The following is a 26,119-nucleotide window of genomic DNA, read 5'->3' on the forward strand; positions in this document are numbered from 1 at the left end:
ACATTGTTCCAGCGCAAGGGATGCGGGCTTTTTTGGAACGACGATGCCCTGCGCTGGTTAGTGCCGCATCAGCAATCGAACATGGCGGAATAACCGGCTTCTCCTGCAAGCCGGCGCCTCTGTGTTCCCACAACCCGAGAGGATCGGACCGATGGGATTGTTCACAAAAGACATCAAAACCATGAACGACCTGTTCGTTCATCAACTCCAGGACATCTATTACGCCGAGCAGCAGCTCACCAAGGCTCTGCCGAAAATGGCGGATAAGGCGACCGATCCGCAGCTGAAGCAGGGCTTTTTGACGCACCTCGAAGAAACCAGAGAGCACGTGAAGCGCCTTGAGGAAGTGTTCAAGATGCACGGTGCGCAGGTGAAGGCGGTCGATTGCCCGGCGATCGACGGCATCATCGAGGAAGCCGACGAGACCGCCGGCGAAGTGGCCGATAAGGCGGTGCTCGACGCGGCGCTGATCAACGCGGCACAGGCGGCGGAGCATTACGAGATCGTCCGCTACGGCAGTCTGATCGCCTGGGCGAAGCAACTCGGCCGCAACGACTGCGCCAGCGTGCTCGCCAAGACGTTGGAAGAAGAGAAAGCGACCGACAAGAAGCTGACCACTCTCGCCGAGAGCAAGGTGAACCTGCGCGCGGCGAGCTAGGGCCAGGCGCGGCCTGGATCAGGACAGAGGGTCGCGCGGCCGTCCGCGCGACGCTCGCGCATCACATATCCCATCATGCATCCATCATTCGATCGTTGTCGTAACATGACGGGTTGGATGCGTATCGTTCGCATGGGGCTGCAACCGAGATGGCAGCATGCGAGTAAGCACCGTCAAATACGAAGCCTTCGGAGCCGGCGCGCCGCATGCCGGCTCGCGCCTTGCGACATCCCTCACCCTTGCCGCGATGAGCCTTGGTTATGGCGTGGTGCAGCTTGACGTCACCATCGTCAACACCGCGCTCGATGCAATGGGCAGGACGCTCGGAGGCGGCGTCGCCGAGCTGCAATGGGTGGTCAGCGCCTACACCATTGCGTTTGCCGCATTCATCCTGACGGCCGGCGCGCTCGGCGACCGCATCGGCGCCAAGCGCGTCTTCATGGCGGGATTCGCCATCTTCACCGTGGCCTCGCTCGCCTGCGCGTTGTCGCCCAATGCGACCGTGCTGATTGGGGCGCGGCTGGTCCAGGGCCTGGCGGCGGCGATCCTGGTGCCGAACTCTCTTGCCCTGCTCAATCATGCCTATCCGGACGACCGCGAGCGCGGCCGCGCCGTTGCAATCTGGGCCGCCGGTGCGAGCCTCGCGCTCACTGCCGGCCCCTTCGTCGGCGGCGCGCTGATCACGCTGGTCGGCTGGCGCGCGATCTTCCTGGTCAATCTGCCGGTCGGACTCATTGGCCTGTGGCTGAGCTGGCGTTACGCCAGCGAAACCACGCGGGCTCGCTCGCGCGAGATCGATCTGCCGGGCCAGCTCGCGGCAATTGGTGCGCTGGGGGCGCTCGCCGGCGCGATCATCGAAGGTGGCGCGCTTGGCTGGGACCATCCAGCTGTGATCGCGGCCTTCGTCGCAGCCGCAATTCTCGCCGTGCTCTTCGTCTGGCGCGAGAGCCGTGCGGCACAGCCGATGTTGCCGCTGTCGCTGTTCAGCCACCGGCTGTTCGCGCTGACCTCGCTCGTCGGCCTGCTCGTCAACATCGCGATCTACGGCCTGATCTTCGTACTCAGCCTGTATTTCCAGAGGATCAACGGGCTGTCGGCATGGTGGACCGGTCTCGCCTTCGTGCCGATGATGGGCGTGGTGCTGCCGGTCAATCTGCTGGCGCCGCGCCTCGCCGAGCGGATCGGCCCGTGCCCGACCATCGTCGTCGGCGCCTGCGTCTCGGCGCTCGGTTGCGTCGGCCTGCTCTGGATCGAAGCCGGCACGAGCTATTGGGCGATCTTTGCGCAGATGATCGCGATCAGCAGCGGACTTGGGCTGCTGGTGCCGCCGCTGACCTCGACCTTGTTGGGCAGCGTCGAGAAGGCACGCTCCGGTATCGCTGCGGGCGTGCTGAACGCGACGCGACAAACCGGGAGCGTGCTCGGCGTCGCGCTGTTCGGCTCGCTGGTGGCCTCGGAGGGCGCGTTCATGACGGGCCTGCACCTGTCGCTGGTCGTGTCGGCGGCCGTGCTGCTGCTCGCCGCCGCCGTGATCGGCCTCGGCGCGCCGGCGCGCGGATGAACAATCCGAGCGAATGCACACAGCTTCCGTTCACCATCCCCGAAACAGGCGCGTAGCCGGTTACCGACTGTCCATCTCTGTCGGTTCAAGTGCGGGTCGATAGGGGCCCGCAATGTATCAAGTTCTCTACTGTCTTACCGAGGAGCACGACTGGCGGCTCGTCGCGCTTGGCGGCGCGGTGTGCCTGCTCGCAAGCGCGGCGGCGATCAGCCTGTTTCACCGCGCGCGCGCGACGCACGGCTCCGGGCGCCTGGTCTGGATCGCCCTGGATGCCGCCGTCAGCGGATGCGGCATCTGGGCGACGCATTTCATTGCGATGCTCGCCTACGGGCCGGGCGGCGCCGGCGCCTACAACATCCCGGTGACGATCCTTTCGCTGATCTTCGCGATCTCCTTAACCTTCGTGGGGCTGAGTCTGGCGGCATCCTCCGCGCGCGCGCCGTGGATCGTGCTCGGCGGCGCCATCGTCGGCACCGCGGTCGCGACGATGCATTATACCGGCATGGCGGCGCTGGAGATGCCGGCACGCGTCGACTGGATCGGGAGCACGGTTGCCGCCTCGGTGCTGTTCGGAATTGTCTTCGCGGCGCTCGCGCTGTTTGTCGCTGCGCGGCGCGACGACCTGTTCCATGCGCTAACCGCGAGCACCCTGCTAACGGTCGCCATCGTCGCACATCATTTCACCGCAATGGGCGCCGTCGTTCTGACGCCGGATCCGACGCTCGCGACCAGCGGGTTATCGATCCCGGCGGCCTCGTTGTCCTTCTTCACAGCGGGTGCAGCGGTCGCGATCATCGCGATTGCGCTGGTGGCCGCGCTGCTCGACCGCCGCGCCAAGGGCGAATTGGGCCGCCAGCGGATCGTGCTGGACACGGCGCTCGAGAACATGTCGCAGGGATTGTGCATGTTCGATGCGGACGGCAAGATCATCCTGTTCAACGAGCGTTATGCCGCGATGCTCGGCCGCACCGACATCCTGCTCACCGGCCGACTGCTGGTCGACGTGCTGCGAGAGGAGCAGGCGAAGGGTCAGTGGCAGGGCGATGCCGGCGAATTCTTCGCCCGCCTCGTCGCCGACGCGCGCGAGAGCCGCACCACGACGGACGTCGTGACCAGGTTCGGCCGCTCCATCCGGGTCGTCAACCAGCCGATGCAGGGCGGCGGATGGGTCGCGACCTTCGAGGACATCACCGAATGGCTGGAGGCCCAGGCCAAGATCTCGCACATGGCCCGCCATGACGCGCTGACCAGCCTGCCGAACCGTGTGCTGTTCCACGAGCAGCTCGTGCAGGGACTGCGCCGGACCAGATCGGGCGACCAGCTCGCGGTGCTTTGTCTCGATCTCGATCACTTCAAGGACATCAACGACTCGCTCGGCCATCCCATCGGCGACGCGCTGCTCAAGGAGGTCGGGCGCAGGCTGAAGGCCACCGTCGGCGAGAGCGACACGGTGGCGCGGCTCGGTGGCGACGAGTTCGCCGTGGTCCAGATCGGACGTTCGGAGGAAACCGCGGCAAGGTCCCTTGCCGGCCGCCTGGTCGAGGTGATCTCGGCGCCCTATGAGATCGACGACCATCAGATCATCATCGGCGTCTCGATCGGCATCTCGCTGTCGCCGCAGGACGGCAGCAATCCCGACGAGCTGTTGAAGAACGCCGACCTCGCGCTGTATCGCGCCAAGGCTGACGGCCGCGGCACCTATCGGTTCTTCGAGACCGGCATGGATGCGCGCGCGCAGGCGCGGCGTCTGCTGGAGATGGACCTGCGCGCCGCCCTGCAACGCGACGAGTTCGAGGCTTACTATCAGCCGATCCGCGACGTCGTCAGCGGTCGAGTCGTCGCGTTCGAGGCGCTGCTGCGCTGGAACCATCCAGAGCGCGGCCTGATCGCGCCGATGAACTTCATTCCGCTGGCCGAAGAGACCGGACTGATCATCCAGCTCGGCGAATTCGTGCTGCGCTCCGCCTGCACCGACGCGGCCACCTGGCCCGACGATGTCGACGTCGCCGTCAACCTGTCGCCGGTGCAGTTCAAGAATCCGAACCTGATCGCATCCGTGACCGAGGCGCTGGTCGCGTCCGGACTCGACGCGCGCCGTCTCGAGCTCGAGATCACCGAATCCGTGCTGCTCCAGAACAGCGAGGCGACGCTGGCCACGCTGCACGACCTCCGCGCCATGGGCGTACGCATCTCGCTCGACGATTTCGGCACCGGCTATTCATCGCTGAGTTATCTGCGCAGCTTCCCCTTCGACAAGATCAAGATCGACCGCTCCTTCGTGTCGGAACTCGCGACGCGTGAGGATTCTATGGCGATCATCCGCGCCGTGACCGGGCTGGGCCGGAGCCTCGGCATCGTCACCACGGCTGAGGGGGTGGAGAACGACGCGCAGCTCGAGCTGCTCCGGCGCGAAGGCTGCACCCAGGCGCAGGGCTATCTGTTCAGTAAGCCGCGGCCCGCTGCCGATGTCGCGATCATGCTGGACCGACCGCCGTTGCGCGCGACCGCCTGAGGTTAGCCGCGGCGCAGTGCGAAATGCGCGCCGCAGAACGCCATCACGGCACCGAGGCCCAGCGCGGCAATCCCCGCCAGCACGCCCGAGACCGTCGGCACCGGGCTCGGCGCCGAGGCCACCTGGCCTGCGCCCGCAAGCAGCAGCACGCCGACCGCGATCAGGAATTGCCGCATCCGTTGCGGGATCTGGCCCGAGACGGCGCTCTGCATCAATGTCGCCGTGAAATAGCCGCCGGAGAAGCCGACGGAGGCGATCAGCCACCAGGCGATCGCCGCGCCCGCCGGTATGAACTCGTGCGTATCCGAGTGCCAGAGGCCGCCGAGGTCGAGCCCGTAGCGCGCGCCCAGCATGTGCACGGCGAGCGCGAGCAGCACGCCGGAGATCACGGCGGCGCCGAGAATCAGACGGCGCGGAAAAAAAATCGTCTCAGCCATGTCCCGCTTGTAGGATGGGGCAGGGCGCTCACGCAAGCGGATCGCAGATGGGATCGCCCGGATTGGATCGATTGTGAAGATGCAGGATTCGGGAGCTGAGGCGGCTGCGGGCGCGAGCTACGCCTACAAGGCGTCGCTGATCGGCTCGGCGCATCGCTTCGAACTGACGGAGGAGGGGCTGTCCTGGCACATCGGCGGCCGTTCGGCCCTGTGGCGTTATGACGAGATCAGTGCAATCCGGCTGTCGTTCCGCCCGGTGTCGATGCAGCAGCACCGCTTTCGCGCCGATGTCAGCCACACCGGTGGCGGCCGTATCGCGATCCTCTCGACGAGCTGGCAAACCGCGGCCCTGATGGCGCCGCAGGACAAAGGTTTTCGCGACTTCATCGTCGCGTTGCACGCGCGCATGGCGCAGGCCGGCAGCCGCGCCGAATTGACCGCGGGCCTCGGCCGCAGGACCTACGCGACAATGCTGGCTTTTCTTGCGGTGCTTGCAGTGGCGATGACGGGGCTCCTGATCCGCGCGCTCGCGATCGGCGAATTCGCCGGGGCGCTGTTCATCATCGGCTTTGCCGCGCTATTCGCCTGGCAGATCGGCGGGTTCGTCCGGCGCAACCAGCCGCGGAGCTACAGCTTCGATCGCGTGCCGAGCGCCTTGCTGCCCTAAATGGCCTTGCTGCCTTGGGTGCAATGGGCCGCAACCAAACGTGACTTCGCGCCGTTGCCCCGGTGTCGCATCGTGCTGCCATGTCAACCATGGACCGCGGCATGCGTAAGCCTTCGGCGGATGAGATCTCCGAGATCAACCGCGCACATCTGATCGATACGCCGCTGCAGCCGGCGGACCTCCTGTTCATGTTCGGCACCCGAGAGGACGTCACGCTGCGGGCCGATACGGCGACGCGACTATGGCGCCAGGGCTATTTCCGCTGGTCGATTGTCAGCGGCGGCGTGACGGCGGGCTCGGAGCAATCCGAGTGCACGATCATCAAGGCGGCGATGGTCGCGGCGGGCATTCCGGCCGACCGAATTCTCGAGGAACATCGTGCCCAAAACACCGGCGAGAACGTGATCCTCTCGCTGCCGATCATTGACGCGGCGCTCGGGCTGCACAATGTCTGCAGCGTGATCTGCCTCGGCAACACCTGGACCGCGCGACGCTATCCGATGACGCTGCACCGGCACTGGCCGGAGGTCGAGAAAATGCTGCTCACGGTCGACAGCTTTGCGACGCCGCGCGCGCTCTGGCACACCGATCCCGAATTTCGCCGCCGCATGCTGCACGAATGGGACAAGATCGAGCCTTACAAGGCGAGGGGCTTCATCGCGGAATGGCCCGAGGCCTGAGCGGAGGAACGGCATCAGATTATTGCTTGACGCGTTTTCTTGACGCGAACCGGTACCCACTTCGCTCGAGAACGCTTTAGCTACTCCGTCGAGTCGAAATCCTCTTCCTTGGTGCCGAGCAGCGATGCGATCGTGCGCAGGCCGGAATCGAGCTGCTCGAACGAGGGCGGGGCGAGCGCGAGCCGCACTGCGTTCGGCGCGTGACCATGGGCGATCGCGAAGGTCGAGGACGGTGTCAGCGCGATGCCGCGCCGGGCTGCTGCGGCGACGAAGGTCTGCGAGCGCCAGTGTGCCGGCAGCGTGAGCCAGAGGTGATAGGAGCGCGGATCGGCGGCGAGCTGGTAGCCGGCGAGCAGCCTTGCCGCAGCCTGCTGGCGGCGCGCGGCGTCGACGCGTTTCAGCCGCGTCAGCTCGGCGACGGTGCCGTCTGCCATCAGCCGCTGCCCGGACGCCAGCGCATGGCCGGACGCGATCCAGCCGCCGGTGCGGACCGCGCTCATCACGCTCTCACGCAATCGCGGCGGCGCGACCAGGATGCCGAGCGCGAGGCCCGGCGCGACCTTCTTGGACAGGCTGTCGATCACGATGCAGCGGTCGGGTCCGAGCGCGGCCAGCGGCGTGTCGTCGGCCAGGAAGCCGTAGACGGCGTCCTCGATGATGGTGAGATCGAGTTTCTCGGCGACGCGCATGATGTCCGCGCGCCGTGTCGCGTTCATGGTGACGCCAAGCGGGTTCTGGATGATGGGCTGGAGATACAGCGCCGACAGATGCGCCTCGCGATGCGCCTTCTGGATGGCGTCGGGGCGCGCGCCAAATTCGTCGATCGGTATCGGGACCAGCGTCACGCCGAGCCGCGCGGCGATGCTCTTGACGTAAGGATAGGTCAGCGCCTCGACGCCGCAGCGGCCGCCGGTGGGAACGAGGGCTGCGAGCGCGGCCGCGAGCGACTGCTTGCCGTTGGCGGTGAAGACGATCTGCTCGGCCTGCGGCGCGAAATCCTTGCGCGCGAGATAGGCGGCGGCTGCATTGCGCACGCTCTTGGTGCCGGTGCTGGTGGAGACGCGCAGTGCGGATTCGAGCGCGTCGACGCGTTCGAGGCCCGCAAGGCTCTTGGCGATCATCGCCCATTGCTGCGGCAGCAGCGGATAATTGACCTCGAAATCGATCCGCGCGTCGCGCGGCTCGCTCAGCGCCTCGACCTCGCGCCTGATGGCGCCGGAGATGAAGGTGCCGCGGCCGACTTCGCCGACGACGAGGCCGCGGCGGAGCAACTCCGTATAAACCCGGCTCGCGGTCGAGACCGCGATGCCACGGTCATAGGCAAAATTGCGCTGCGGCGGCAGCCGATCGCCCGGTCTTAACGTGCCGTTAGAGATATCGAGAGCAATGGCATCGGCAAGCTTCACGTATTCGAACTTGGACATTATTGCACCGAGAGCAATGTTTCACTTGCTCCGAGTAGTGTAGTGGAGCATTTAAGTTCCATCAAGCTTCACGATTGAGCCGAGGAGAGCGAGAGCAATCCGAGGCAAATGAGGTGCAGGCGCTCGGGCGCGTGCGCCAACGGCATCCGCTTCGCCGCGTGGACAACAGGCCGGAGAAGGACAATGACCACGATCTCGCAGACCGCCGGGCGGAGTTTACGCTCATCCTCGTCGGACGGATTTTTCCGCAAGCTGGCCAACGGCGCCTATGCGCTGTTCGACCGCCTGGAGCAACGCTCCGCCGTCAAGACGCTGAACGACCTCGATGACCGCGCCTTGCGCGACATCGGGATCACGCGCAGCCAGATCGAGGACGCGGTCTACGGCCAGGCCAAAGCAGAGCTGACGCGGTATCTGTAAGCGCTTCGCTCGTGTTCCGGACGCGCTGCAGCGTTCTGACGCTGCTGCGCGGAGCCGACGAGACTGAGTTCTCGGGCACACCTGTTTCAATATCGTCATTGCGAGCGCAGCGACGCAATCCAGAATCCTACCTCGGAAAGATTCTGGATTGCGTCGCTGCGCTCGCAATGACGGCGCTTGGGGGTAGCACTGTCGCTCCTTTAGCTCGCGCCTTCATCGCAGACACACCTTCGCCCTCTCGCGGCTTGTTTCGCCCGAGCTTTGCTTCATCGCCTTGCCCTCAGTTGAAAGAGGGCGCAGGGAAGACCGGGCGCCGGCTGGCACCCGCGGTCCACTGTGCGAAGTTGCAGTAGGAAATTTGCACAGCGGCATACAGGTGGAGCCAAAACGTCCGGCCTTCCCTGCGCAGCGGTTTTACGGCTTATGCCGTGCTCTCCCCGGGGAGCGATGCACTATTGCCCCCGTCGCCTTGCGGATGGCTGATGCTGCGAACCCGGTCGGGCCGCCACATCACCACAAGACTTGACGCACAGACCCCGGGCGTCAGGACGACACGGTTTTGCCGTACGCTGATCACACCGGTCGTGTGCGCGACGCTTTCGCTCACGGTTGCCCGCCCTGCGAAGCCATCCGCGCCGGTGTGGCCCGCGTCCGCCGCTGTCCGGCCCGCGTTCGTGACGATCGCGATACGCCCCTCTTCCTTGGGCCGGGTTGCCGCGACACATACGTGATTTCCGAATTTCGGTAAAGTGGAATATTTTCGGCGGCGGGCGTTGACCGACCGTTTGGGTGTTTTGTCCGACGGGCAACGCAAGGGCTTGTAGCCCGGATGAGCGAAGCGACATCCGGAAATCGTGACACGAGCTGCCCCGGGTATCGCTTCGCTCATCCGGGCTACAGCCTGGCTGCTTGCAATGCTGAGTTTTGCCGCAACCCTCAGTGCCTCACCACCAGCACCGAGCATTTTGCGTAGCGCACGACATGCCCGGCATTGGAGCCGAGGAAATAGGTGCGCATCGCCGGCCGGTGCGAGGTCATCACGATCAGCTCGGCCTTCATGTGCACCGCTTCCTCCAGGATCTCGTGATAGATGCCGCCCTGGCGCACCACGCTGGAGATGCGGGAAGGCTCGATGCCGGACTCGCGTGCGACGATGGCGAGGGCTTCTTCCGAGGTCTGGCGCTGCTGTTCGTCGAAATCGGCCGGCACGTATTCGGCCAGCATCACCGGCGTCATCGGCAGCACGTTGAGCAGGCGCACCACGCCGCTCCAGGTCTGTGACAGCGTTGCCGCGGTCGCGATCGCCGGCTTGGCCAGATCGGTGTCGGCGAGGTCGATGGGCACGAGGATGGACTTGAACATCTGCGCCTCCAAATCTTCCAGTCAGGACGTCTTGCCGGCACGTCGCGCGATCAACCCGATCGAGCAGCCTTAACTTCGAAGCAACCTCGGACTGACGAACAGCACCAGCTTGCCGCGGCGGTAAGCCACGTCGCCCCAATCCTTGACGTCAAAGTCGAAGATCGCAAGCCCCGACGTGGGCAGGTTGTCGGCGAGCGCCTTGGCGGCGGCGGGATCGCCGCCGCCCGTCAGCATCAGGGCGATCTCGTGCATGCCCGGATTGTGGCCGACCACCAGCAACTGCTTCGGGTCGGCCGGGACGGTTGCAGTGCGAATGGATTCCAGGATCTGGGCGGGATCGGCGACGTAGAGTTCCGGCAGGATCTCGACCTGCGGCGCGGCGACGCGGTCCTTCATGGTCTCCCAGGCGATGTCCCAGGTTTGCCGGGCCCGGACCGCGTGCGACACCAGCACGGCCTCGGGAAAGGGGGGATGGGAGGCCATCCAGTCGCCGATCTCGGCGGCATCCTTGTGGCCGCGGTCGTCGAGCCGGCGGTCCTGGTCACGGCCGCTCGGCGCGTCGGTCTCGGTCTTGGCGTGACGCAGCAGCAGCAAACGGCGCATGGCATTCTCGAATCGTTACACGACCAGGATAATCTACAGGCGCTGGTCGAGGACAAGGTGACAAGCGGCCGCTCAGTCCTTTAAGAAACGACATGAGCGAGACTTTCACAAGCGTGTCCCAGGAAGAAGCCGGCTTTCGCGACCGGGCGCGGCTGTCGTTCGACCTCGATGCGGACATTTGCGTCATCGGGGCCGGGCTTGCAGGGCTCTCCATCGCGCTCGAGGCGGCCCGGCTGGGGGCCAGCGTCGCGGTGCTCGAGGGCCGCCACATCGGCTGGAACGCTTCCGGCAATCAACTCGGCACCGTGATGCCGGGCTTCGCGCTGCCGCTCGCCGAGCTGATCGAGCGGATCGGCTTCGAGGACGCGCGGGAATTGTGGACGCTGTCGAAAGCGGGCGCCGAGTTCGTCCGGGCCAACGCCACCGAGGAGAACATGCCGGGGATCGGCCCGACCGACGGCGTGCTCGAGGTCTCCAACGTCGATGCCGGCGACCGGCTGATCAGCCGCTTGCAGATGCTGAACGAGGATTTCGACACCGAGGCCGAGGGCTGGCAGGTCGATCGCGTCCGCGCGGTGCTCAAGACCGAACACTACTTCCATGGCGTGTATTATCCGAAGGCGTTCCAGGTCGACGGCCGCAAATATGCGCACGGCCTCGCGGCGCTGGCGCGGCGGGCGGGGGCGCGCATCTTCGAGGATACGCCGGTCGTCAGCATCGATCATTCCGGCATCCGCAAGCGCATCGTCACGCCCTCGGCGCGGCTGCGCGCCACCCATATCGTGCTCGCCGGCAACATCCATCTCGGTGCGCCGTTGCGGCGCCTGTCGGAAACGCTGCTGCCGGTCTGGCGCTATGCCGGCATCACCGCGCCGCTCGGCGAGCGCGTGCACGAGATCATCGCCTTCAAGGGATCGGTGATGGATTCCCACGGCGTCGATCATTTCCGGATCGTCGATGGCGACCGCCTGATGTGGGAGAGCCCGGAGACCACCTGGGCGGCACGCCCGCAACGCTTTGCGGGCGCCGTCAGGCGGCGGATCCGGTCCATCTTCCCCCAACTCGGCAATGTCGAAATCACCGAGACCTTCGGCGGCGCCACCGGCCAGACCGTGCATGGCATGCCGCAGATCGGCCAGTTGCGCAAAGGCCTGTGGGTGGCCAGCGGGTTCGGCCGCCAAGGCATGAACACCTCGGCCATGGCCGGGCAGATGATCGCGCGCAGCATCCTGTGGGGCGACGAGCGCTGGAAGCTGTTCTCACCGTTCGAGCTGGTCTGGGCGGGGGGAACGACGGGGCGGGTTGCCGGCCAACTGGTCGGAATCTGGGGCAGGGCGAGTTCCGCTGCCGCAGGCTCGCTTGCCCGCTATCGTGAACGTGCCAGGGTCAAGGACAGAGAACGCGAGACACGCCTCGCCGAAGCCAACCGGGCCGCCGGCACCGGTCCGCGCCGGCCTCCGTCAGGCGTCAGGCCGCGGCTTACCCAGCCGCCGAAAACTGCGGCAGAAGCCATTGAACCAGCCTCGGAACCAGCCCCGGAACCGGTCTCGCGCGACGACAGCGTCCCGCAAGAGACCCGAGAAAAATCCCGCCCGGAAGTGTAACGTCTGCCGTGAGAGCCCGTATCTCAGGGCGTAGACGCTCCCGCATGGAGAATGAGATGTTTGACCGCCGCATCCTGTTGACGACCGTCGCCGGCCTGTTCGGCCTTGCGGCCTTCCGCTGGCTCAGAGCATCGCCCGCGGAGGCTGGAGAGAAAGCCGCGCAAAAATTCGAGATCGAGAAAACGGACGCCGAATGGCGTGCCCAGCTCACCCCGCAGCAATATGAGATCCTGCGCAAGGAGGGCACCGAGCGGCCGGGCTCCAGCCCGCTGCTCAAGGAGCACCGCAAGGGCATCTTCGCCTGCGCCGGCTGCGACCTGCCGCTGTTCGCCTCCGACACCAAATTCGAGAGCGGCACGGGCTGGCCGAGCTTCTACCAGCCGATCGAGGGCAATGTCGGCAAGACCGAGGATCGCACCTTTGGCATGCTCCGGACAGAGGTGCATTGCCGGCGCTGCGGCGGCCATCTCGGCCACGTCTTCGACGACGGTCCCAAGCCGACCGGACTGCGCTACTGCATCGACGGTTTCGGGCTGGTCTTCCATCCCGCGGCGGCGTCCGCAACCTAGGTTTCGTCCGGCAATTGTTGCCGGTCCCGGCAATTGTGCCCCGGTCGTCCGACCGGGGCTTTTTCATTAAGTCATTGATTTCGCGAAAGTACCCGCATTGGCATAGCCCTTGCGACAGTCTCCTCCGACTGCGGCCATGGTCGACCGGCCGCCGAGATCGGATCTGGAGACAAAGTTATGGGTATCTTCGATGCAATGAACACCTCGGTGGGTGGCCTGCAGGCGCAGTCCTACGCGCTGCAGAACATTTCCGGCAACATCGCGAACTCATCCACCACCGCTTACAAGGGCATCGGCACCAGCTTCGTCGATCTCATTCCCGACTCATCGGTCCCGAGCAAGCAGGTCGCGGGCGGCGTGACGGCCAACGCCAAGGCCACCATCACCACGCAGGGTACGATCTCGGGCTCCAGCGTCGCCACCAACATGGCGATCACCGGTGACGGCTTCTTCTCGATTCAGAAGGCGACGGGCGTCGTCGACAACGCGCCGGTGTTCAGCGGCGTCACCTATTACACGCGGCGTGGCGACTTCCAGCTCAATGCCAACGGCAATCTGGTCAACGGCGCCGGCTACTATTTGATGGGTGTCACGGTCGACCCGAAGACCGGCAACCCGCAAGGCAACGTTGCGACAGTCCTCAAATTCCAGAACAACTTCATCCCGGCGCAGGCGACCACCTCGATCCAGTACGCGGCCAACCTGCCGACCCAGCCGAACACCGTGGCGAGCACGACGGCGGCGACCAAGACGCTCCTGGCGGCCGGCGGACTGAACCCATCGGACTTCGCGGCCAACCCGCTGCCGGTCGGCACGCCGCCTCCGCCGTATGCAAACGCCACAACGTCCGGCGCTGCCGCGACCGGTAATATTCGCTCACCATACTCGTCGACCACGGCGACCGGCACAGCGGCGCTCCAGAACAACTCTGCGGCGGTCGCATCGACCACAACTTCGCTCGACAACGCCCTGGGTACGCATCTCGCCTCCACCACCCTCACCGCGCTCAGCGGCCAGGTGCTGACCGTCAACGGCAACACGATCACGTTCAACGGCGGCACCACTGTCGTGACGGCCGGCAGCAACACCACGATCGGTCTCGGCGCTGGCACGACGGCCACGGTGGCCAGCATCATCTCCGCCATCCAGTTGGCCGGCGGCGCCGGCGTTACCGCATCGCTCAACCCCAGCGGCAACATCGTGATCTCCAGCGGCACCAGCACCGACGTACCGGTTGGTAGCGGCCAGGCGGCCACGGCGCTCGGCATCAGCAGCGTAACGCGCGGCGGCAACGTGCTGTCCTCCCCAGCAATCTCGGGCGCCACGGTGCTGAGCGGCGCGGCGGCGGCCGGCGGCGCCGAGGTGATCACATCGGGCTTCTCCGCCGGCGACGTCATCACGGTCAATGGTCAGCCGCTGACCTTCATGGCCGCCGGCGCGTCAGGCCCGAACCAAATCAACGTCACCGACAACATCACGATGCTGCTCGGCAAGATCGACGCGCTCTCCGGTGCAACGGGGTCGTCGGTCAGCAGTGGCGGCGTGATCACGCTGAACACCGGCACAGCTTCCAACCTGTCGGTGGCGAGCTCCAACAGCGCCGCCTTCGCCGCGCTCGGCTTCACCTCGACCATCACCAAGAATCGTGACGGTGGTGGCGTTGCCGGTACCGGCGGCGTGATCGGCAATGACATCGCCACCTTCACCAAGGAATCGATCAGCGGTGGCGCGGTGACCGCCTACAACGCGGCCGGCACGCCGGTGAACCTGCAATTGCGCTGGGCCAAGACCGACAGCGCCTCGCTGGGCGCGGGCCATGCCGATAGCTGGAACATGTTCTACCAGACCGACCCGAATGCGACCGGCACGACCGTCGGCTGGGTCAATACCGGCCAGGCCTTCACCTTTGCCGCCGACGGCTCGCTGACCTCGCCGAGCGGCTCGGGGATCACCATCAACAACGTCAGCGTCAGCGGCCAGTCGCTGGGCTCGGTCTCTTTCAACATCTCCTCGGGCGGACTGACCCAATATGCCAGCACCAGCGGCGCGGTCACCATCAACACCATCACCCAGAACGGCTATGCCGCCGGTCAGCTTCGCTCGGTCGCCGTCAACAACAACGGCCTCGTGGTCGGGACTTTCTCCAACGGCCAGAACCTCGACCTCGCACAGGTCTCGTTGTCGCACTTCAACGGCACCAACTACCTGAAGGCGCAGGACGGCGGCGCATACTCAGCGACCGAACAGTCGGGCGCAGCGATCGATGGCGCTTCCGGTTCGATCAGCGGCTCGTCGCTGGAAGGCTCGAACACCGACATCGCCGACGAATTCACCAAGCTGATCGTGACCCAGCAGGCCTATTCGGCCAACACCAAGGTGATCACGACGGCGAATACGATGGTGCAGGACCTCTTGAACGTGTTGCGCTGATTGAGGCGTGACGTAACCAAAGGCGGCAAGTCAACATGGGTTTGAGTTCAGCCCTCGCCAGTGCGATGAGCGGTCTGCGTGCCAATCAGGCTGCGCTCTCGATCGTTTCCTCGAACGTCGCCAACTCGCAGACGCCGGGTTACGTCGTCCAGACGCCGAACCAGATCGAGGTCACCACCGGCGACTTCGGCTCGACGGTGACGACGACCGGCGTCAGCCGCGAGCTCGACACCTATGTGCAGAAGCAGCTGCGCACCGAGACCGGCGGCGGCGGCTACGCCGACCAGATGGCCAACATTCTGAAGCAGCTTCAGAATGTCTATGGCACGCCCGGCAACAGCGGTACGCTCGAAACCGCGCTGAACAGTTTCACCACGGCGCTGCAGGCGCTGTCGACCAACGCGGGCTCGTCGTCGGCGCAAACGGTTGCGCTCGGCGCCGCGCAGACGCTGGCGCAGCAGCTCAACCTCACCACCAAGGGCATCCAGTCGCTGCGCTCCAACGTCGAGCAGGATCTCAGCACCTCGGCGCAGCAGGCCAACGCGGCGATGCAGCAAGTCGCCGACATCAACTCCAGACTCCAGGGCCTGTCGGAACACGACCCCTCGGCTGCGACGCTGATGGACCAGCGCGACCAGGCCATCAACACGCTGTCGAAATATGTCGACGTCCACGTCACCACCGACGGGTCCAATCAGGCCAACATCTACACCACCACCGGTATCCAGCTGGTCGGCGCCGGGCTGGCCTCGCAATTCACCTTTGCGTCCGCCGGTGCGCTGTCGGCGACTTCGCTCTACAACATCGATCCGGCCAAATCCGGCGTCGGGGCGTTCAACATCAAGCTCCCGAACGGATCCTCGGTCGACGTCATCGCCAACAACGTGGTGTCCTCGGGCCAGATCGCGGCCGATCTGAAGCTGCGCGACCAGACGCTGGTGCAGGCGCAGAACCAGATCGACCAGTTCGCCGCAACGATGTCGAGCGCGTTGTCGGACAAGACCACGGCCGGCAGCACGGTCACCGGCCCGCCGGCCGGCTTCGATCTCGACCTTGCCGGGGCGGCGCCGGGCAACAGCGTCAACTTCAGCTACACCGACACGACCACCAACACGAAGCGACAGGTCACGCTGGTCAACGTAACTGATCCGGCGGCGCTGCCGCTGCAGAACCCCACCAACGCCAATCCGATGCAGATCGGGGTGAACTTCTCCGGCGGCATGAGCGCGATCGCCTCGGCGCTCAACACCGCACTTTCCGGCTCGCATCTGTCGTTCGCCGCCGCCCCGTCGCCGGCGACGGCCACTACATTGCGGGTGACCGACGACAACAGCGGCCTCGCCAAGGTCAATTCGGCCTCGATCACCAAGACGATCTCGTCGCTGACCTCGGGCAATCCGCAACTGCCGCTGTTCACCGATGGCGGCCAGGCGCTCTACACCGGCGCGATCACGGCATCGGGTTCGCAGATGACCGGCCTTGCCGGGCGCATCGCCGTGAACACGCAGCTCGCGACCGACCCGACCAGGCTGTCGATCTACAACACCTCGCCGGTGACGCCCACCGGCGACACCGCGCGCTCGGACTATCTCTATTCGCAGCTCACCTCGGCGGTGTTCTCCTATTCGCCGCAATCCGGTCTGGGCTCGGCGAGCCAGCCCTTCACCGGCAGCGTCTCGAACTACCTCCAGCAGTTCCTGAGCGTTCAGGGCAATGCCGCGACCCAGGCGACCCAGCTCCAGCAGGGCCAGAGCGTCGTGGTCTCGACGCTGCAGGCCAAGTTCAACTCGACCGCGAGCGTCAACCTGGACTCGGAGATGTCGAACCTGATCCAGCTCCAGAATGCCTATGCCGCCAACGCTCATGTCATGTCGGTGGTGCAGAGCATGATGAACACGCTGCTCCAGGCTCAAGTGTAACAAGTAACAGGGCTCTGAAACATGTCGATCAGCAGCATCAACTACTCCTCGTCGGTTCTCGGCTCGCAGATCCGCAACATCAACCAGCAGCTCACCGACCTGTCGACGCAGCTCTCGACCGGCAAGCTGTCGCAGAACTATTCCGGCATGGGCACCAACGAGGGCTTTGCGATCGCCGGGCGCGCGCAACTCTCCAACATCGCCGCCTATACCGACACAATGACCAACGTCAACGTCAGCATCAACCTCGCCAATACCGCGTTGCAGTCGCTGACCACGATCCGCAACACGGTGCAGACGGGCTCGGCCAACACCGCGCAGGATCTCAACGTCAACGGCCAGACGGTTGCGCAGAACACCGCAGCCGCGCAATTCGGCTCGATGGTCGGCGTTCTCAACACGCAGTCCGGCAACCGCTATCTGTTCTCCGGCACCGCCTTCAACACGCCGTCGGTCGCGAATGCCGGCGACATCATCAACGGCACCACGACGCAGGCGGGCTTCAAGACCGTCATGGCGGAGCGCCAGGCCGCCGACCTCGGCGCCAACGGCATGGGCCGGCTGGTGCTGGCGACGCCACAGCCGACGCCGAGCTCTGTGATGGTGTCGGAGGACGCGGCCGTATCGCCATTCGGCCTGAAGATCGCTGCAGTCTCCTCGACGCTGACCGGCGCGACGGTCACCGGCCCGAGCGGCTCGCCGGTGTCGTTCTCGGTCGACCTCAACGGCGTCAATCCGAAAAATGGCGACAAGCTCAGCGTGCAGTTCACGCTGCCCGATGGCTCGACCGAGCAGATTGACCTGACGGCGTCCACCGCGACGCCGACGCCTGTCGGCAGCTTTGCCATCGATGCAAGCGTCCCGGTCAACCCGAACAATACGGCGACGAACCTCAACACCGCGCTGAACACCGCGATCAAGAAGCTCGCCGGCACCTCGCTGGTGGCGGCCTCCGCCGTCACCGCCGGCGACAATTTCTTCAATACGGCGGGATCAGCCACCGCGAATGTGGCGGCCACCGGCAATCTGCGCTCCTATACCTCGACGACCGGGACGGGCTCGGTCGCGTTGCAGGACAGCGCATTGGCGATTGCGTCTACGACCACGTCGCTCGATTCTTCGGCGACACCCCATCTCAACGGGACCATTCTCAACGCGCTCGCCAACGCTCCGACCGGTACCACCCTGACCATCACCGGCGCGAGCGGCGCCCATACCATTACCTTCGACCCTAACGTCACCACTGTCACGACGGCTAGCGGCAATACCACGATCGGATTGGCTTCGGGCAGCGCCGCGAAGGTGTCTGATATCCTGAATGCAATCGCGACTGCCGCCGGCATCCCCGCCGCCAACGTGACTCTGAGCGCCGGCGGCAATATCCAGATCGCGACCGGCACCGGCACGGACGTGGCGGTCACCGGCGGCGCGGCGGCCACGGCGCTCGGTCTCAGCAGCGTGACGCGCGGCAGCGTGGCGTCGACGCCTCAGATCACCGGTTCAACTGTGCTGAGCGGCACTGCGACCACGGGCGGCCCGGAAGTCCTCTCAGCGGCGTTCCAGGCGGGGTCGGCGGGTCCGCCTGCCGTTAATCCCGATACGATCACGGTGAACGGTCAGACGCTGACTTTTGTCGCCTCGGGCGCCAGCGGCCCAAACCAGATCAACATCACGGACAGCATCACAACTCTGCTTGGCAAGATCGATCAGATCACCGGCACCACGAAGCCGTCGACCATCCATGGCGGCGTGATCACGATCAACACGGACGATCCCGGGAGCCTCAACATCACGAGCTCGAACAGCACGGCGTTCGCGGCGCTCGGCTTCACGACCTCCCCGGTCACGGCGACAAAGGCTCCGCTGCGCGTCGGCTCGTCGCCCCTCGGCTCGGCGACGACGCTGGTGAACGGCTCGGCCACCACCGTGCAATGGTACCTGGGCAATGACGGCCCCGGCTCGCCGCGCTCCACCGCGATGGCCCGGGTCGACGATTCCGTCACGGTGCAGTATGGCGCGCAGGCGAACGAGGACGCGATCCGCAAGGAGCTGCAGGCAGTCGCCGTGTTCGGGACGTTCTCGACCTCGCCGACCGGGCAGTATTCGGGCGGGCAGGTCGCCGCACTGAGCCTGCGGGTGACGCAGGCCCTGACCAAGCAGCCCGGCCAGCAGCGCATCGAGGACATCCAGACCGACATCGCGATGGCCCAGAACACCATGAAGGACGCGGGTACGCGCCAGACCCAGGCCAAGGCGCAGCTCCAGACTATCATCGACCAGGCGGAGTCGGCGCCGCCGGACCAAGTTGCGAGCGAGATCCTGTCGCTCCAGAATGCACTCCAGGCGTCCTACCAGGTGACCTCGAACCTCGCGCAGCTCTCGCTCGTCAAGTTCCTGTAAGCGGGCGTTAAGGCGCCGTTAACCATGCCTCTTTACCTCTTGGTGAGGATTGCAGCGGGGCGGAGCTGACGATGTCGGAGAAGATGAAACTGGTGGTGGCCACGCCATGTTTCGGCGGGCAGGTGACGAGCATCTATGCGAGCTCGATCTTCGCGCTCCAGCGCGCCGTGCACGGCATGGCCAATCTCGAGCTCAAGGTGCTGCTGCGCGACGGCGATGCGCTGATCACGCGCGCGCGGGCCAATCTGGCCGCGATGTTCCTGGACGATCCCGAAGCGACGCATTTCCTGTTCATCGATGCCGACATCGGCTTCAAGCCGGAGCAGGTGTTCCGGCTGATCGAGTGCGGCGCGGACGTCGTCGCCGGCTGCTATCCGATCAAGCGGATCAACTGGGACAAGGCCGCGCGGGCGATCCAGTCCGGCCGCGCCGACGTGCCGGCCGCATCGCTCGACTACGTGCTCGAGATCGAGGACCCCGACCGCATCGTGGTGGTGAACGGATTCACCCGTGTGCGCTACGCCGGCACCGGCTTCCTGATGATCCGGCGCTCCGTGCTCGAGGCGATGTGCCGCCATCCGGACTACGCGGCATTGCAATTCTTCCGCGAGCATTCGCACGATACGCTGGCGGCGAGCCAGAACCGGTTTGCCTTGTTCGAATGCATGATCGATGCGGCGACCGGCACCTATCTGTCCGAGGACTTCGCCTTCTGCAAGCGCTGGACCGACATCGGCGGCGAGATCTGGGCCGACATCCAGAGCTCGCTCGATCACGTCGGACCGTCGGTGTTCCACGGCGACATCACCTCGCAATTCGCACCGGCGCCCGCGGCGGCGGCCGATGCGGCGTGAGCCTTTCGGGATGAGCGCCGGCGCATCCCGTCTGTCAGCCAGCGAGCGCGCGTCCGACGGCGGCTCGCGCTATCGCCTGCGCGATCTCTTCACACCGCTGGATACGCTGCTCGCCTCCGGCGGAGATCCGCGGCTGGCGCTCGATCCGAACGACCGTGTCAACGTCTATGGCTGCGCGGCTTCACCGGAGCCGGAGCTCTGGAATTTCGCCTCCGCAACCGCGTCGACGATCTCGCAGATGGCCTATGACCGTGCCGCGTTGGCGCGCGAAGAGCTGATGCACAAGTGCCTGTTCGACGAGGTCGAAATCGCCTTTGACGCCCGCTGCGAAGATATGCGCGAGGAGCTGCGCGGCCACCTTGCGCTCTCGTCGCGCATCGACGTCGTGTTCTCGCCGTCCGGCACGGACTCCCAGCTTCACGCCCTGTTCGTGGCGCGCGCAGTGCTCGGCGCGGCGCCGGTGACGATCGTGGTCGGCGCCGACCAGACCGGAAGCGGAACGCCGCATACTGCACGCGGCCACCATTTCAGCACGATGACCGCAGGCGGCATGGCCGTGCGCAAGGACGGCGCGGTGACGGGGCTCGCCGGCGACAGCATTGCTGTGCCGCTGATCGACATGGCGGCCGGCATTGCGATGCGCACCGATGCCGATGCCGCGGTGCTGCGGGCGGTCGAGACCAGCCTCGCGCAAGGCCGCCGCGTTTTGTTGCAGATCATGGATTCGTCAAAGCTCGGTTGGCGCGCCCCAAGCGAGGCCTGTCTCGATGAGATCGCGCGGCGCTGGCCGCGCAAGGTTCAAATCGTCGTCGATGCCTGTCAGGCGCGGCTCGGCCGCCGGCGGCTGCGCGCCTATCTCGACCGCGGTTACATGGTGCTGATCACCGGCTCGAAATTCTTCGGCGGGCCCGCCTTCAGCGGTGCGCTGCTGCTGCCGAAAGGCCTGTCGCGGTCGATCGACCGGATGGGCGCGATCGCGCCTGGCATCTTCGATTATGCCGGCCGCTGCGACTGGCCGGTGGCGTGGACGACGCTACGCTCGCGCTTCGAGCGCCGGCCGAATTTCGGTCAATGGCTGCGCTGGGAGGCGGCGCTGGCCGAGATCGGCAGCTACTACGCCGTGCCCGGGGCTTTCCGCGCCAGGATGCTGGCCGAGCTTGCAGCCGGCATCGACAGCATGATCGCGTTGTCGCCGTCGCTTCGCGCCGTTCCCACCGCGATCGAGAAGTCAGGCCCGGACGACGAGGAATTCGCACAAGCCACGATCTTTCCGTTCACGCTGCTGCGCGGCGGCAAGCCGGTCTCGATCGCCGAGACCAGCGCCGTGCATCGGGCGCTGGCGTGCGACATGGCCGAGGAGATCAGCGGCAGCGCGGGGGACCGGCAAGTGGCCGCCCAGCGCTGTCTCGTCGGCCAGCCGGTCCGACTGGAGCGGCAGGACAGCGCGCCGCAGGCCGTGTTGCGCCTCTGCGTCGGCGCACGATTGGTGACCGAGGCGTGGTCGCCGGATACAATGCAGGCGCAACGCAACGTGCAGCAGGTTCTCGATCGCATCGCCCATGTGCTGGTGAAGATCGAGCTGCTGCTTGACCGTGGCGCGGTTGCGGCCGTGCCGGCAAAGTCCGCGTTCGAGGTGTGAGATGCAACTTCCAGTTTCCGCGCCGAGCGGTATGACCGCGCCGAACCATGCCGACCGCATCGGCTTTGCGCAGTTGACGCGCCGCGCCTTTGAGGGCGGCGACCTGCATCCGTTGCGCGAGCGGCTGCTGGCGCGGATCGAGGAGGGGACGGCGGAGGCCGGCGAAGGCCTCGATCTCTCGCTGATTGCCCAGCTTCTCGGCGAGAAGGAGGCCGGGCTGGTGATCCAGACCGAGGTGCTCTCCTTCCACCAATTGTTTCGTACGCCTTGCGCTGCTGCCAAACCCCGGTTGCGCGTGCTCGCGCTCGCCGCCGATATCGACATGGGCGGCAACACGCCGATCGACTTCCTGCTTGAAGACTCCGACATCGAGCTGTTGACGCTCTACGTAGTCAAGGGCATCGGCCTGCCGGAGACTCTGCCCGAGCACGACGTCGCCATCGTGATCGCGTCCGATTCCGAGGAGTGCCGGGAGGCGCTCGCGCTGATCGAGAAGGCCGCGCCACACTGGCCGAGGCCGCTGCTCAATCGCCCCGATCTCATCGGTAATCTCGATCGCGACAAGCTGTATCGGTTGCTGGCGGGCGTGCCCGGTCTCGACATTCCCGTGACCGCCCCCACGACGCGCGCGCAATTGTCGGAGCTTTCGCAAGGCAAAATCGTTTGCGAGGAGATCACGGGCGAACTGCATTTTCCGATGATCGTGCGGCCGCGCGGCACGCATGCCGGCGTCGGGCTTGCCAAGCTCGACGACGCGGTGGCGCTCGCGGCTTATCTTGCCGAGCGGCAAGAGCAGGACTTCTTCGTCGCGCGCTTCGTCGACTATGCGAGTTCCGACGCACTCTACCGCAAATATCGTCTCGCCATGGTCGACGGCAAACCCTATGCATGTCACATGGCGATCGCCGATCGCTGGGACATCTGGTATCTCAACGCCTTCATGGCGTTCAGCGAGGAGAAGCGGGCCGAGGAAGCCGTCTTCATGCTCGACTTCGACCATGCGTTCGCTGCGCGCCACAAAATCGCGCTGGACGAAATGAGCAGGCGCGTCGGCCTCGATTACTTCATCGTCGATTGCGCCGAGAACCAGAACCGCGAGCTGTTGGTCTTCGAAGCCGACAACACCGCCGTCGTGCACAACATGGATCCGCCGGCCGTGTTTCCGTACAAGCCGCCGCAGATGCGCAAGATCTTTGCGGCATTCACGGCGATGTTGTCGCGGCATGCGCGAGCGGGCGAGGAAAGTGCAGCATGAACGAGATCATCCGCAACCCGCAAAGCTCCGTCACGCATACTTCGCTCGATCCGCAGGACTGGAGCGAGTTTCGCGCGCTCGCCCATCGCATGCTTGACGAGACGATCGACGGCATCGCCAACGTTCGCGCGCGTCCGGTGTGGCAGCCGATCCCCGACGGCGTTCGTGCGGCATTCAAGGCCGACGTGCCACGCGAGGCGAGCGATCTCGCCGACGTCTATCGCGACTTCTCCGAACATGTCGCGCCCTACGCGACCGGGAACGTCCATCCCGGTTTCATGGGCTGGGTGCATGGCGGCGGCACAGCGGTCGGCATGGTCGCGGAAATGCTCGCGGCGGGCCTCAACGCCAATCTCGGCGGCCGCGACCACATGCCGATCGAGGTCGAGCGCCAGATCGTCCACTGGATGTGCCGCCTGTTCGCCTTCCCGGAAAGCGCGAGCGGCATCTTCGTCACGGGCACGTCGATGGCGAATCTGATGGCAGTACTGGTGGCACGTACGAGCGCGCTCGGCACGCTGGCGCGGCAGTACGGCATCGGCAATGACGGTGCGCTTCTCACCGCCTATACGTCGCAGGCCGCGCATGGCTGCGTCTCGAGGGCGATGGACATCGCCGGGCTCGGCAGCGACGCGCTGCGCAAGATCGGCGTCGATGCCGATCATCGCATGGACGTTGCCGCGCTACGTGCGCAGATCGCGATCGATCGCGAGGTCGGATTCAAACCGTTCCTGGTCGTCGCATCCGCCGGTACGGTCGATATCGGCGCGGTCGACGATCTCAAGGCGATCGCGCAGCTATGCCGCGAGGAAGGAATCTGGTTTCACGTCGACGGCGCCTTCGGTGCGCTCGCGATCCTGTCGCCCGAACTTGCGCCGCTGCTGGGCGGCATCGAGCTTGCTGATTCCATTGCGCTGGACTTCCACAAATGGGGACAGGTGCCTTATGACGCCGGCTTCCTGCTGGTGCGCGACGGCGAGCAGCATCGGCAGGCCTTTGCGCAGCCCGCGGCCTATCTGCGCCGCGAGGCGAGGGGACTTGCGGCCGGCGCGATCTGGCCCTGCGATCTCGGTCCCGATCTGTCGCGCGGCTTCCGTGCGCTGAAGACGTGGTTCACGCTGAAGACGTTTGGCACCGATCGGCTTGGTGCGGTGATCGCGCGAAGCTGTGCGCTGGCGAAATATCTGGAGACGCGCATTCTCGCTGAGCCGCGGCTGGAATTGCTGGCGCCGGTCAATCTCAACATCGTCTGCTTCCGTTACCGCGCTGCCGACGAGGTCAATCGCGAGATCGCCGCCGACATCCAGGAGTCCGGTATCGCGGCGCCCTCGAGCACGACGCTGGACGGCAGGTTTGCGATCCGCGCCGCGATCGTCAATCACCGTACCGACGAGTCCGACATCGACGCGCTTGTCGCCGCCGTGCTGGAATTCGGCGGACGCCGGAGCGGGGGAGTGATCGAAGTCGAGGCGCCGCCGCTCGCGGCACAGTAGCTCGATGCATATCTGAAACGAGAACGGCCCCGGAGGCGATCCGGGGCCGTTATCGTTTCAGGTCGGTCGTTCGCGCGGCGTGGGCCCGCGAACGCGTGGGATCAGGCGGCGGTGCTGACGTCGTCCTTGTCCGCTTCGGCCTTGGGATGGGTGGCCTCGAACTGGCCGCGCAGCTTCTCCTCATAGGCGATCAGCTTGCGGGCATCCTTCAGTGCGCGATAGAGGTCGCCGTTGAGGATGTTGTTGTTGATGCCCTCGATGATCGGCCAGGAACTCGGCACCGCGGTGACGATGTCGCGCACCAGGTTGAAATAGGTGCCGTGCTGGGTCTGTGGATCCGGCGAGATGTACATGAGCTGGACCGCCAGATAGACGAGCTTGGCGGGCGAGTCGGCGGTCTCCGGCGTGAGGATGTCGCGCTCGCGCAGGATCGGCACGTTGTCGCCGTCGATCAGAAGGCGGGCGCGCTGGTCGGTGTTGGTTATTACGCAGTTACCGACGATGATGCGTTCGTGCGGTCTGAGCTCGACCTTGAGGGCCATGCCTGTTCTCCATCAACGCTTTCGTAACCGAGCGTGTGTTGCGGCGGATCAGGGCGCAATACTCCATCAAGACTAGTTAACGAGTTGTAAATCCCGGCCGATGCCGCGGAAAAACTCAATCATATCAAGGCCAAAAACGCCCGGCTGCGTGGCGTCGCGAGTGTGCGAATGGGCCGAATCGCGCGCCGACTCAGCAAAAGCGCCGATTTCATTTCATGTTTCGTTAGAGGACTCCGCCCCACGGTCCGCCGGTCGCTGGGTCACTCGATCCATGCAGACGCGTAACAGTAAGCGTCGTTTACCAGAAAGGTAACACCCAATGTCCGGTATCGTTCTCTCCTCCTCGGTTCGTCAGAACCTCCTCTCCCTCCAGTCCACCGCTGATCTTCTCGCCACCACGCAGAACCGTCTGTCGACCGGCAAGAGCGTCAATTCGGCTCTGGACAATCCCACCAACTTCTTCACGGCACAGTCGCTCGACAACCGCGCCAGCGACATCAACAATCTGCTCGATGGCATCGCCAACGGCGTGCAGGTGCTGCAGGCCGCCAACACCGGCATCACCTCGCTGCAGAAGCTGATCGACTCTGCGAAGTCGATCGCCAACCAGGCGCTGCAGACCACCGTCGGCTACTCCACCAAGTCCAACGTCTCCACCACCATCGCCGGTGCGACATCGGCCGACCTGCGCGGCACGACCAGCTTCGCCAGCGCGACCGCGAGCAGCAACGTCGTGTATAACGGCACGGCCGGCGGTACCACGGCGGCGACCGGCACCACGACGCTCGGCGCCACCATCGGCTCCTTTGCAAGCACGGGCGCGACGGCCGGTGACGGCACCACGGCCCTGACCGGCGCCATCACCCTGATCGCCACCAACGGCACGACCGCGACCGGCCTGGCCGGCAACGCCCAGCCTGCCGATGGCGACACGGTGACCGTGAACGGCAAGACCATCACGTTCCGCAGCGGCGCGGCTCCGGCGTCGACCGCCGTTCCGAGCGGTTCGGGCGTCAGCGGCAACCTCGTCACCGACGGCAGCGGCAACACCACCGTCTATCTCGCCACCGCGACCGTCAACGATCTCTTG

At 65.5% G+C, this 26,119-nt stretch carries 21 protein-coding genes; 16 read left to right on the plus strand and 5 right to left on the minus strand.

Annotated features, from left to right (window positions below; all coding sequences use genetic code 11):
* The first annotated feature begins 151 nt into the window (after nt 1-151).
* The 3 genes from N551_RS0110015 (at nt 152) to N551_RS0110025 (ending at nt 4,731) form a co-directional block, all read left to right on the plus strand.
* Nucleotides 152-658 carry a ferritin-like domain-containing protein gene (locus tag N551_RS0110015; protein WP_027566868.1) on the plus strand — a complete coding sequence of 169 codons (507 nt, stop codon included), beginning with the start codon at nt 152-154 and terminating at the stop codon, nt 656-658.
* A 157-nt stretch (nt 659-815) separates the two neighbouring features.
* Nucleotides 816-2,219 carry an MFS transporter gene (locus tag N551_RS0110020; RefSeq protein WP_027566869.1) on the plus strand — a complete coding sequence of 468 codons (1,404 nt, stop codon included), beginning with the start codon at nt 816-818 and terminating at the stop codon, nt 2,217-2,219.
* A gap of 112 nt (nt 2,220-2,331) precedes the next feature.
* Nucleotides 2,332-4,731, plus strand: coding sequence for an EAL domain-containing protein (locus tag N551_RS0110025; RefSeq protein ID WP_027566870.1), 2,400 nt, complete (start codon nt 2,332-2,334; stop codon nt 4,729-4,731).
* A gap of 2 nt (nt 4,732-4,733) precedes the next feature.
* Here the strand turns inward: N551_RS0110025 and N551_RS0110030 are convergent, their stop codons facing one another.
* The gene (locus tag N551_RS0110030; protein WP_027566871.1) at nt 4,734-5,168 is read right to left on the minus strand and encodes a hypothetical protein; all 435 of its coding nucleotides are present in this window, start codon (nt 5,166-5,168) and stop codon (nt 4,734-4,736) included.
* A gap of 79 nt (nt 5,169-5,247) precedes the next feature.
* On the opposite strand from N551_RS0110030, the gene N551_RS0110035 reads away from it, so the two are divergent.
* Together N551_RS0110035 and N551_RS0110040 are read left to right on the plus strand one after the other, a co-directional pair.
* Entirely contained in the window at nt 5,248-5,835 is a 588-nt protein-coding gene (locus tag N551_RS0110035; protein ID WP_027566872.1) for a hypothetical protein, read from the plus strand.
* A 101-nt stretch (nt 5,836-5,936) separates the two neighbouring features.
* A complete protein-coding gene (locus N551_RS0110040; protein WP_245287755.1) occupies nt 5,937-6,515 on the plus strand; it encodes a YdcF family protein in 579 nt (192 codons plus the stop codon).
* Nucleotides 6,516-6,595: 80 nt separating this feature from the next.
* Here N551_RS0110040 and N551_RS0110045 read toward each other — a convergent pair whose 3' ends face one another.
* A complete protein-coding gene (locus N551_RS0110045) occupies nt 6,596-7,939 on the minus strand; it encodes a PLP-dependent aminotransferase family protein (protein ID WP_027566874.1) in 1,344 nt (447 codons plus the stop codon).
* A gap of 183 nt (nt 7,940-8,122) precedes the next feature.
* Here N551_RS0110045 and N551_RS0110050 point away from each other — a divergent pair, with 183 nt between their 5' ends.
* Nucleotides 8,123-8,359, plus strand: coding sequence for a DUF1127 domain-containing protein (locus tag N551_RS0110050; protein WP_027566875.1), 237 nt, complete (start codon nt 8,123-8,125; stop codon nt 8,357-8,359).
* Nucleotides 8,360-9,295: 936 nt separating this feature from the next.
* Here N551_RS0110050 and N551_RS0110055 read toward each other — a convergent pair.
* Both N551_RS0110055 and N551_RS0110060 read right to left on the minus strand, forming a co-directional pair.
* On the minus strand, nt 9,296-9,721 hold the full coding sequence (locus N551_RS0110055) for a universal stress protein (RefSeq protein ID WP_007602088.1): 426 nt from the start codon (nt 9,719-9,721) through the stop codon (nt 9,296-9,298).
* 69 nt (nt 9,722-9,790) lie between these two features.
* Entirely contained in the window at nt 9,791-10,324 is a 534-nt protein-coding gene (locus N551_RS0110060) for a histidine phosphatase family protein (RefSeq protein ID WP_027566876.1), read from the minus strand.
* A gap of 92 nt (nt 10,325-10,416) precedes the next feature.
* Here N551_RS0110060 and N551_RS0110065 point away from each other — a divergent pair, with 92 nt between their 5' ends.
* The 9 genes from N551_RS0110065 to N551_RS0110105 all read left to right on the plus strand — a co-directional run bounded on the left by N551_RS0110065 (nt 10,417) and on the right by N551_RS0110105 (nt 24,487).
* Nucleotides 10,417-11,928: an FAD-binding oxidoreductase gene (locus tag N551_RS0110065; RefSeq protein WP_027566877.1), complete on the plus strand. Its 1,512-nt coding sequence runs from the start codon at nt 10,417-10,419 to the stop codon at nt 11,926-11,928.
* A 56-nt stretch (nt 11,929-11,984) separates the two neighbouring features.
* Nucleotides 11,985-12,497, plus strand: coding sequence for a peptide-methionine (R)-S-oxide reductase MsrB (gene msrB / locus N551_RS0110070; RefSeq protein ID WP_027566878.1), 513 nt, complete (start codon nt 11,985-11,987; stop codon nt 12,495-12,497).
* A gap of 177 nt (nt 12,498-12,674) precedes the next feature.
* Entirely contained in the window at nt 12,675-14,927 is a 2,253-nt protein-coding gene (locus tag N551_RS0110075) for a flagellar hook-basal body complex protein (RefSeq protein ID WP_027566879.1), read from the plus strand.
* 35 nt (nt 14,928-14,962) lie between these two features.
* A complete protein-coding gene (flgK, locus tag N551_RS0110080; protein WP_027566880.1) occupies nt 14,963-16,846 on the plus strand; it encodes a flagellar hook-associated protein FlgK in 1,884 nt (627 codons plus the stop codon).
* Between the two features lie 21 nt (nt 16,847-16,867).
* The gene (locus N551_RS0110085; RefSeq protein ID WP_027566881.1) at nt 16,868-19,246 is read left to right on the plus strand and encodes a flagellar hook-associated protein; all 2,379 of its coding nucleotides are present in this window, start codon (nt 16,868-16,870) and stop codon (nt 19,244-19,246) included.
* Between the two features lie 71 nt (nt 19,247-19,317).
* Nucleotides 19,318-20,100 carry a hypothetical protein gene (locus tag N551_RS0110090; RefSeq protein WP_027566882.1) on the plus strand — a complete coding sequence of 261 codons (783 nt, stop codon included), beginning with the start codon at nt 19,318-19,320 and terminating at the stop codon, nt 20,098-20,100.
* A complete protein-coding gene (locus tag N551_RS0110095; protein WP_027566883.1) occupies nt 20,090-21,739 on the plus strand; it encodes a hypothetical protein in 1,650 nt (549 codons plus the stop codon). The genes N551_RS0110090 and N551_RS0110095 overlap by 11 nt, the downstream gene beginning before the upstream one ends.
* A gap of 1 nt (nt 21,740) precedes the next feature.
* Nucleotides 21,741-22,994, plus strand: a complete 1,254-nt coding sequence (locus tag N551_RS0110100; RefSeq protein WP_027566884.1) for a RimK family alpha-L-glutamate ligase — start codon at nt 21,741-21,743, stop codon at nt 22,992-22,994.
* Nucleotides 22,991-24,487: an aspartate aminotransferase family protein gene (locus tag N551_RS0110105; RefSeq protein WP_027566885.1), complete on the plus strand. Its 1,497-nt coding sequence runs from the start codon at nt 22,991-22,993 to the stop codon at nt 24,485-24,487. Before N551_RS0110100 ends, N551_RS0110105 begins: the two co-directional genes overlap by 4 nt.
* Before the next feature lie 101 nt (nt 24,488-24,588).
* On the opposite strand, the gene flbT is transcribed toward N551_RS0110105, so the two are convergent.
* On the minus strand, nt 24,589-25,029 hold the full coding sequence (gene flbT / locus N551_RS0110110) for a flagellar biosynthesis repressor FlbT (RefSeq protein ID WP_027566886.1): 441 nt from the start codon (nt 25,027-25,029) through the stop codon (nt 24,589-24,591).
* 319 nt (nt 25,030-25,348) lie between these two features.
* Between flbT and N551_RS0110115 the strand changes: the two genes are divergently transcribed.
* Nucleotides 25,349-26,119: DUF1522 domain-containing protein (locus tag N551_RS0110115; protein WP_027566887.1), on the plus strand; the 771-nt coding region annotated here is incomplete at its 3' end.

The organism is Bradyrhizobium sp. URHA0013 (assembly GCF_000518345.1).
Classification (GTDB): domain Bacteria; phylum Pseudomonadota; class Alphaproteobacteria; order Rhizobiales; family Xanthobacteraceae; genus Bradyrhizobium.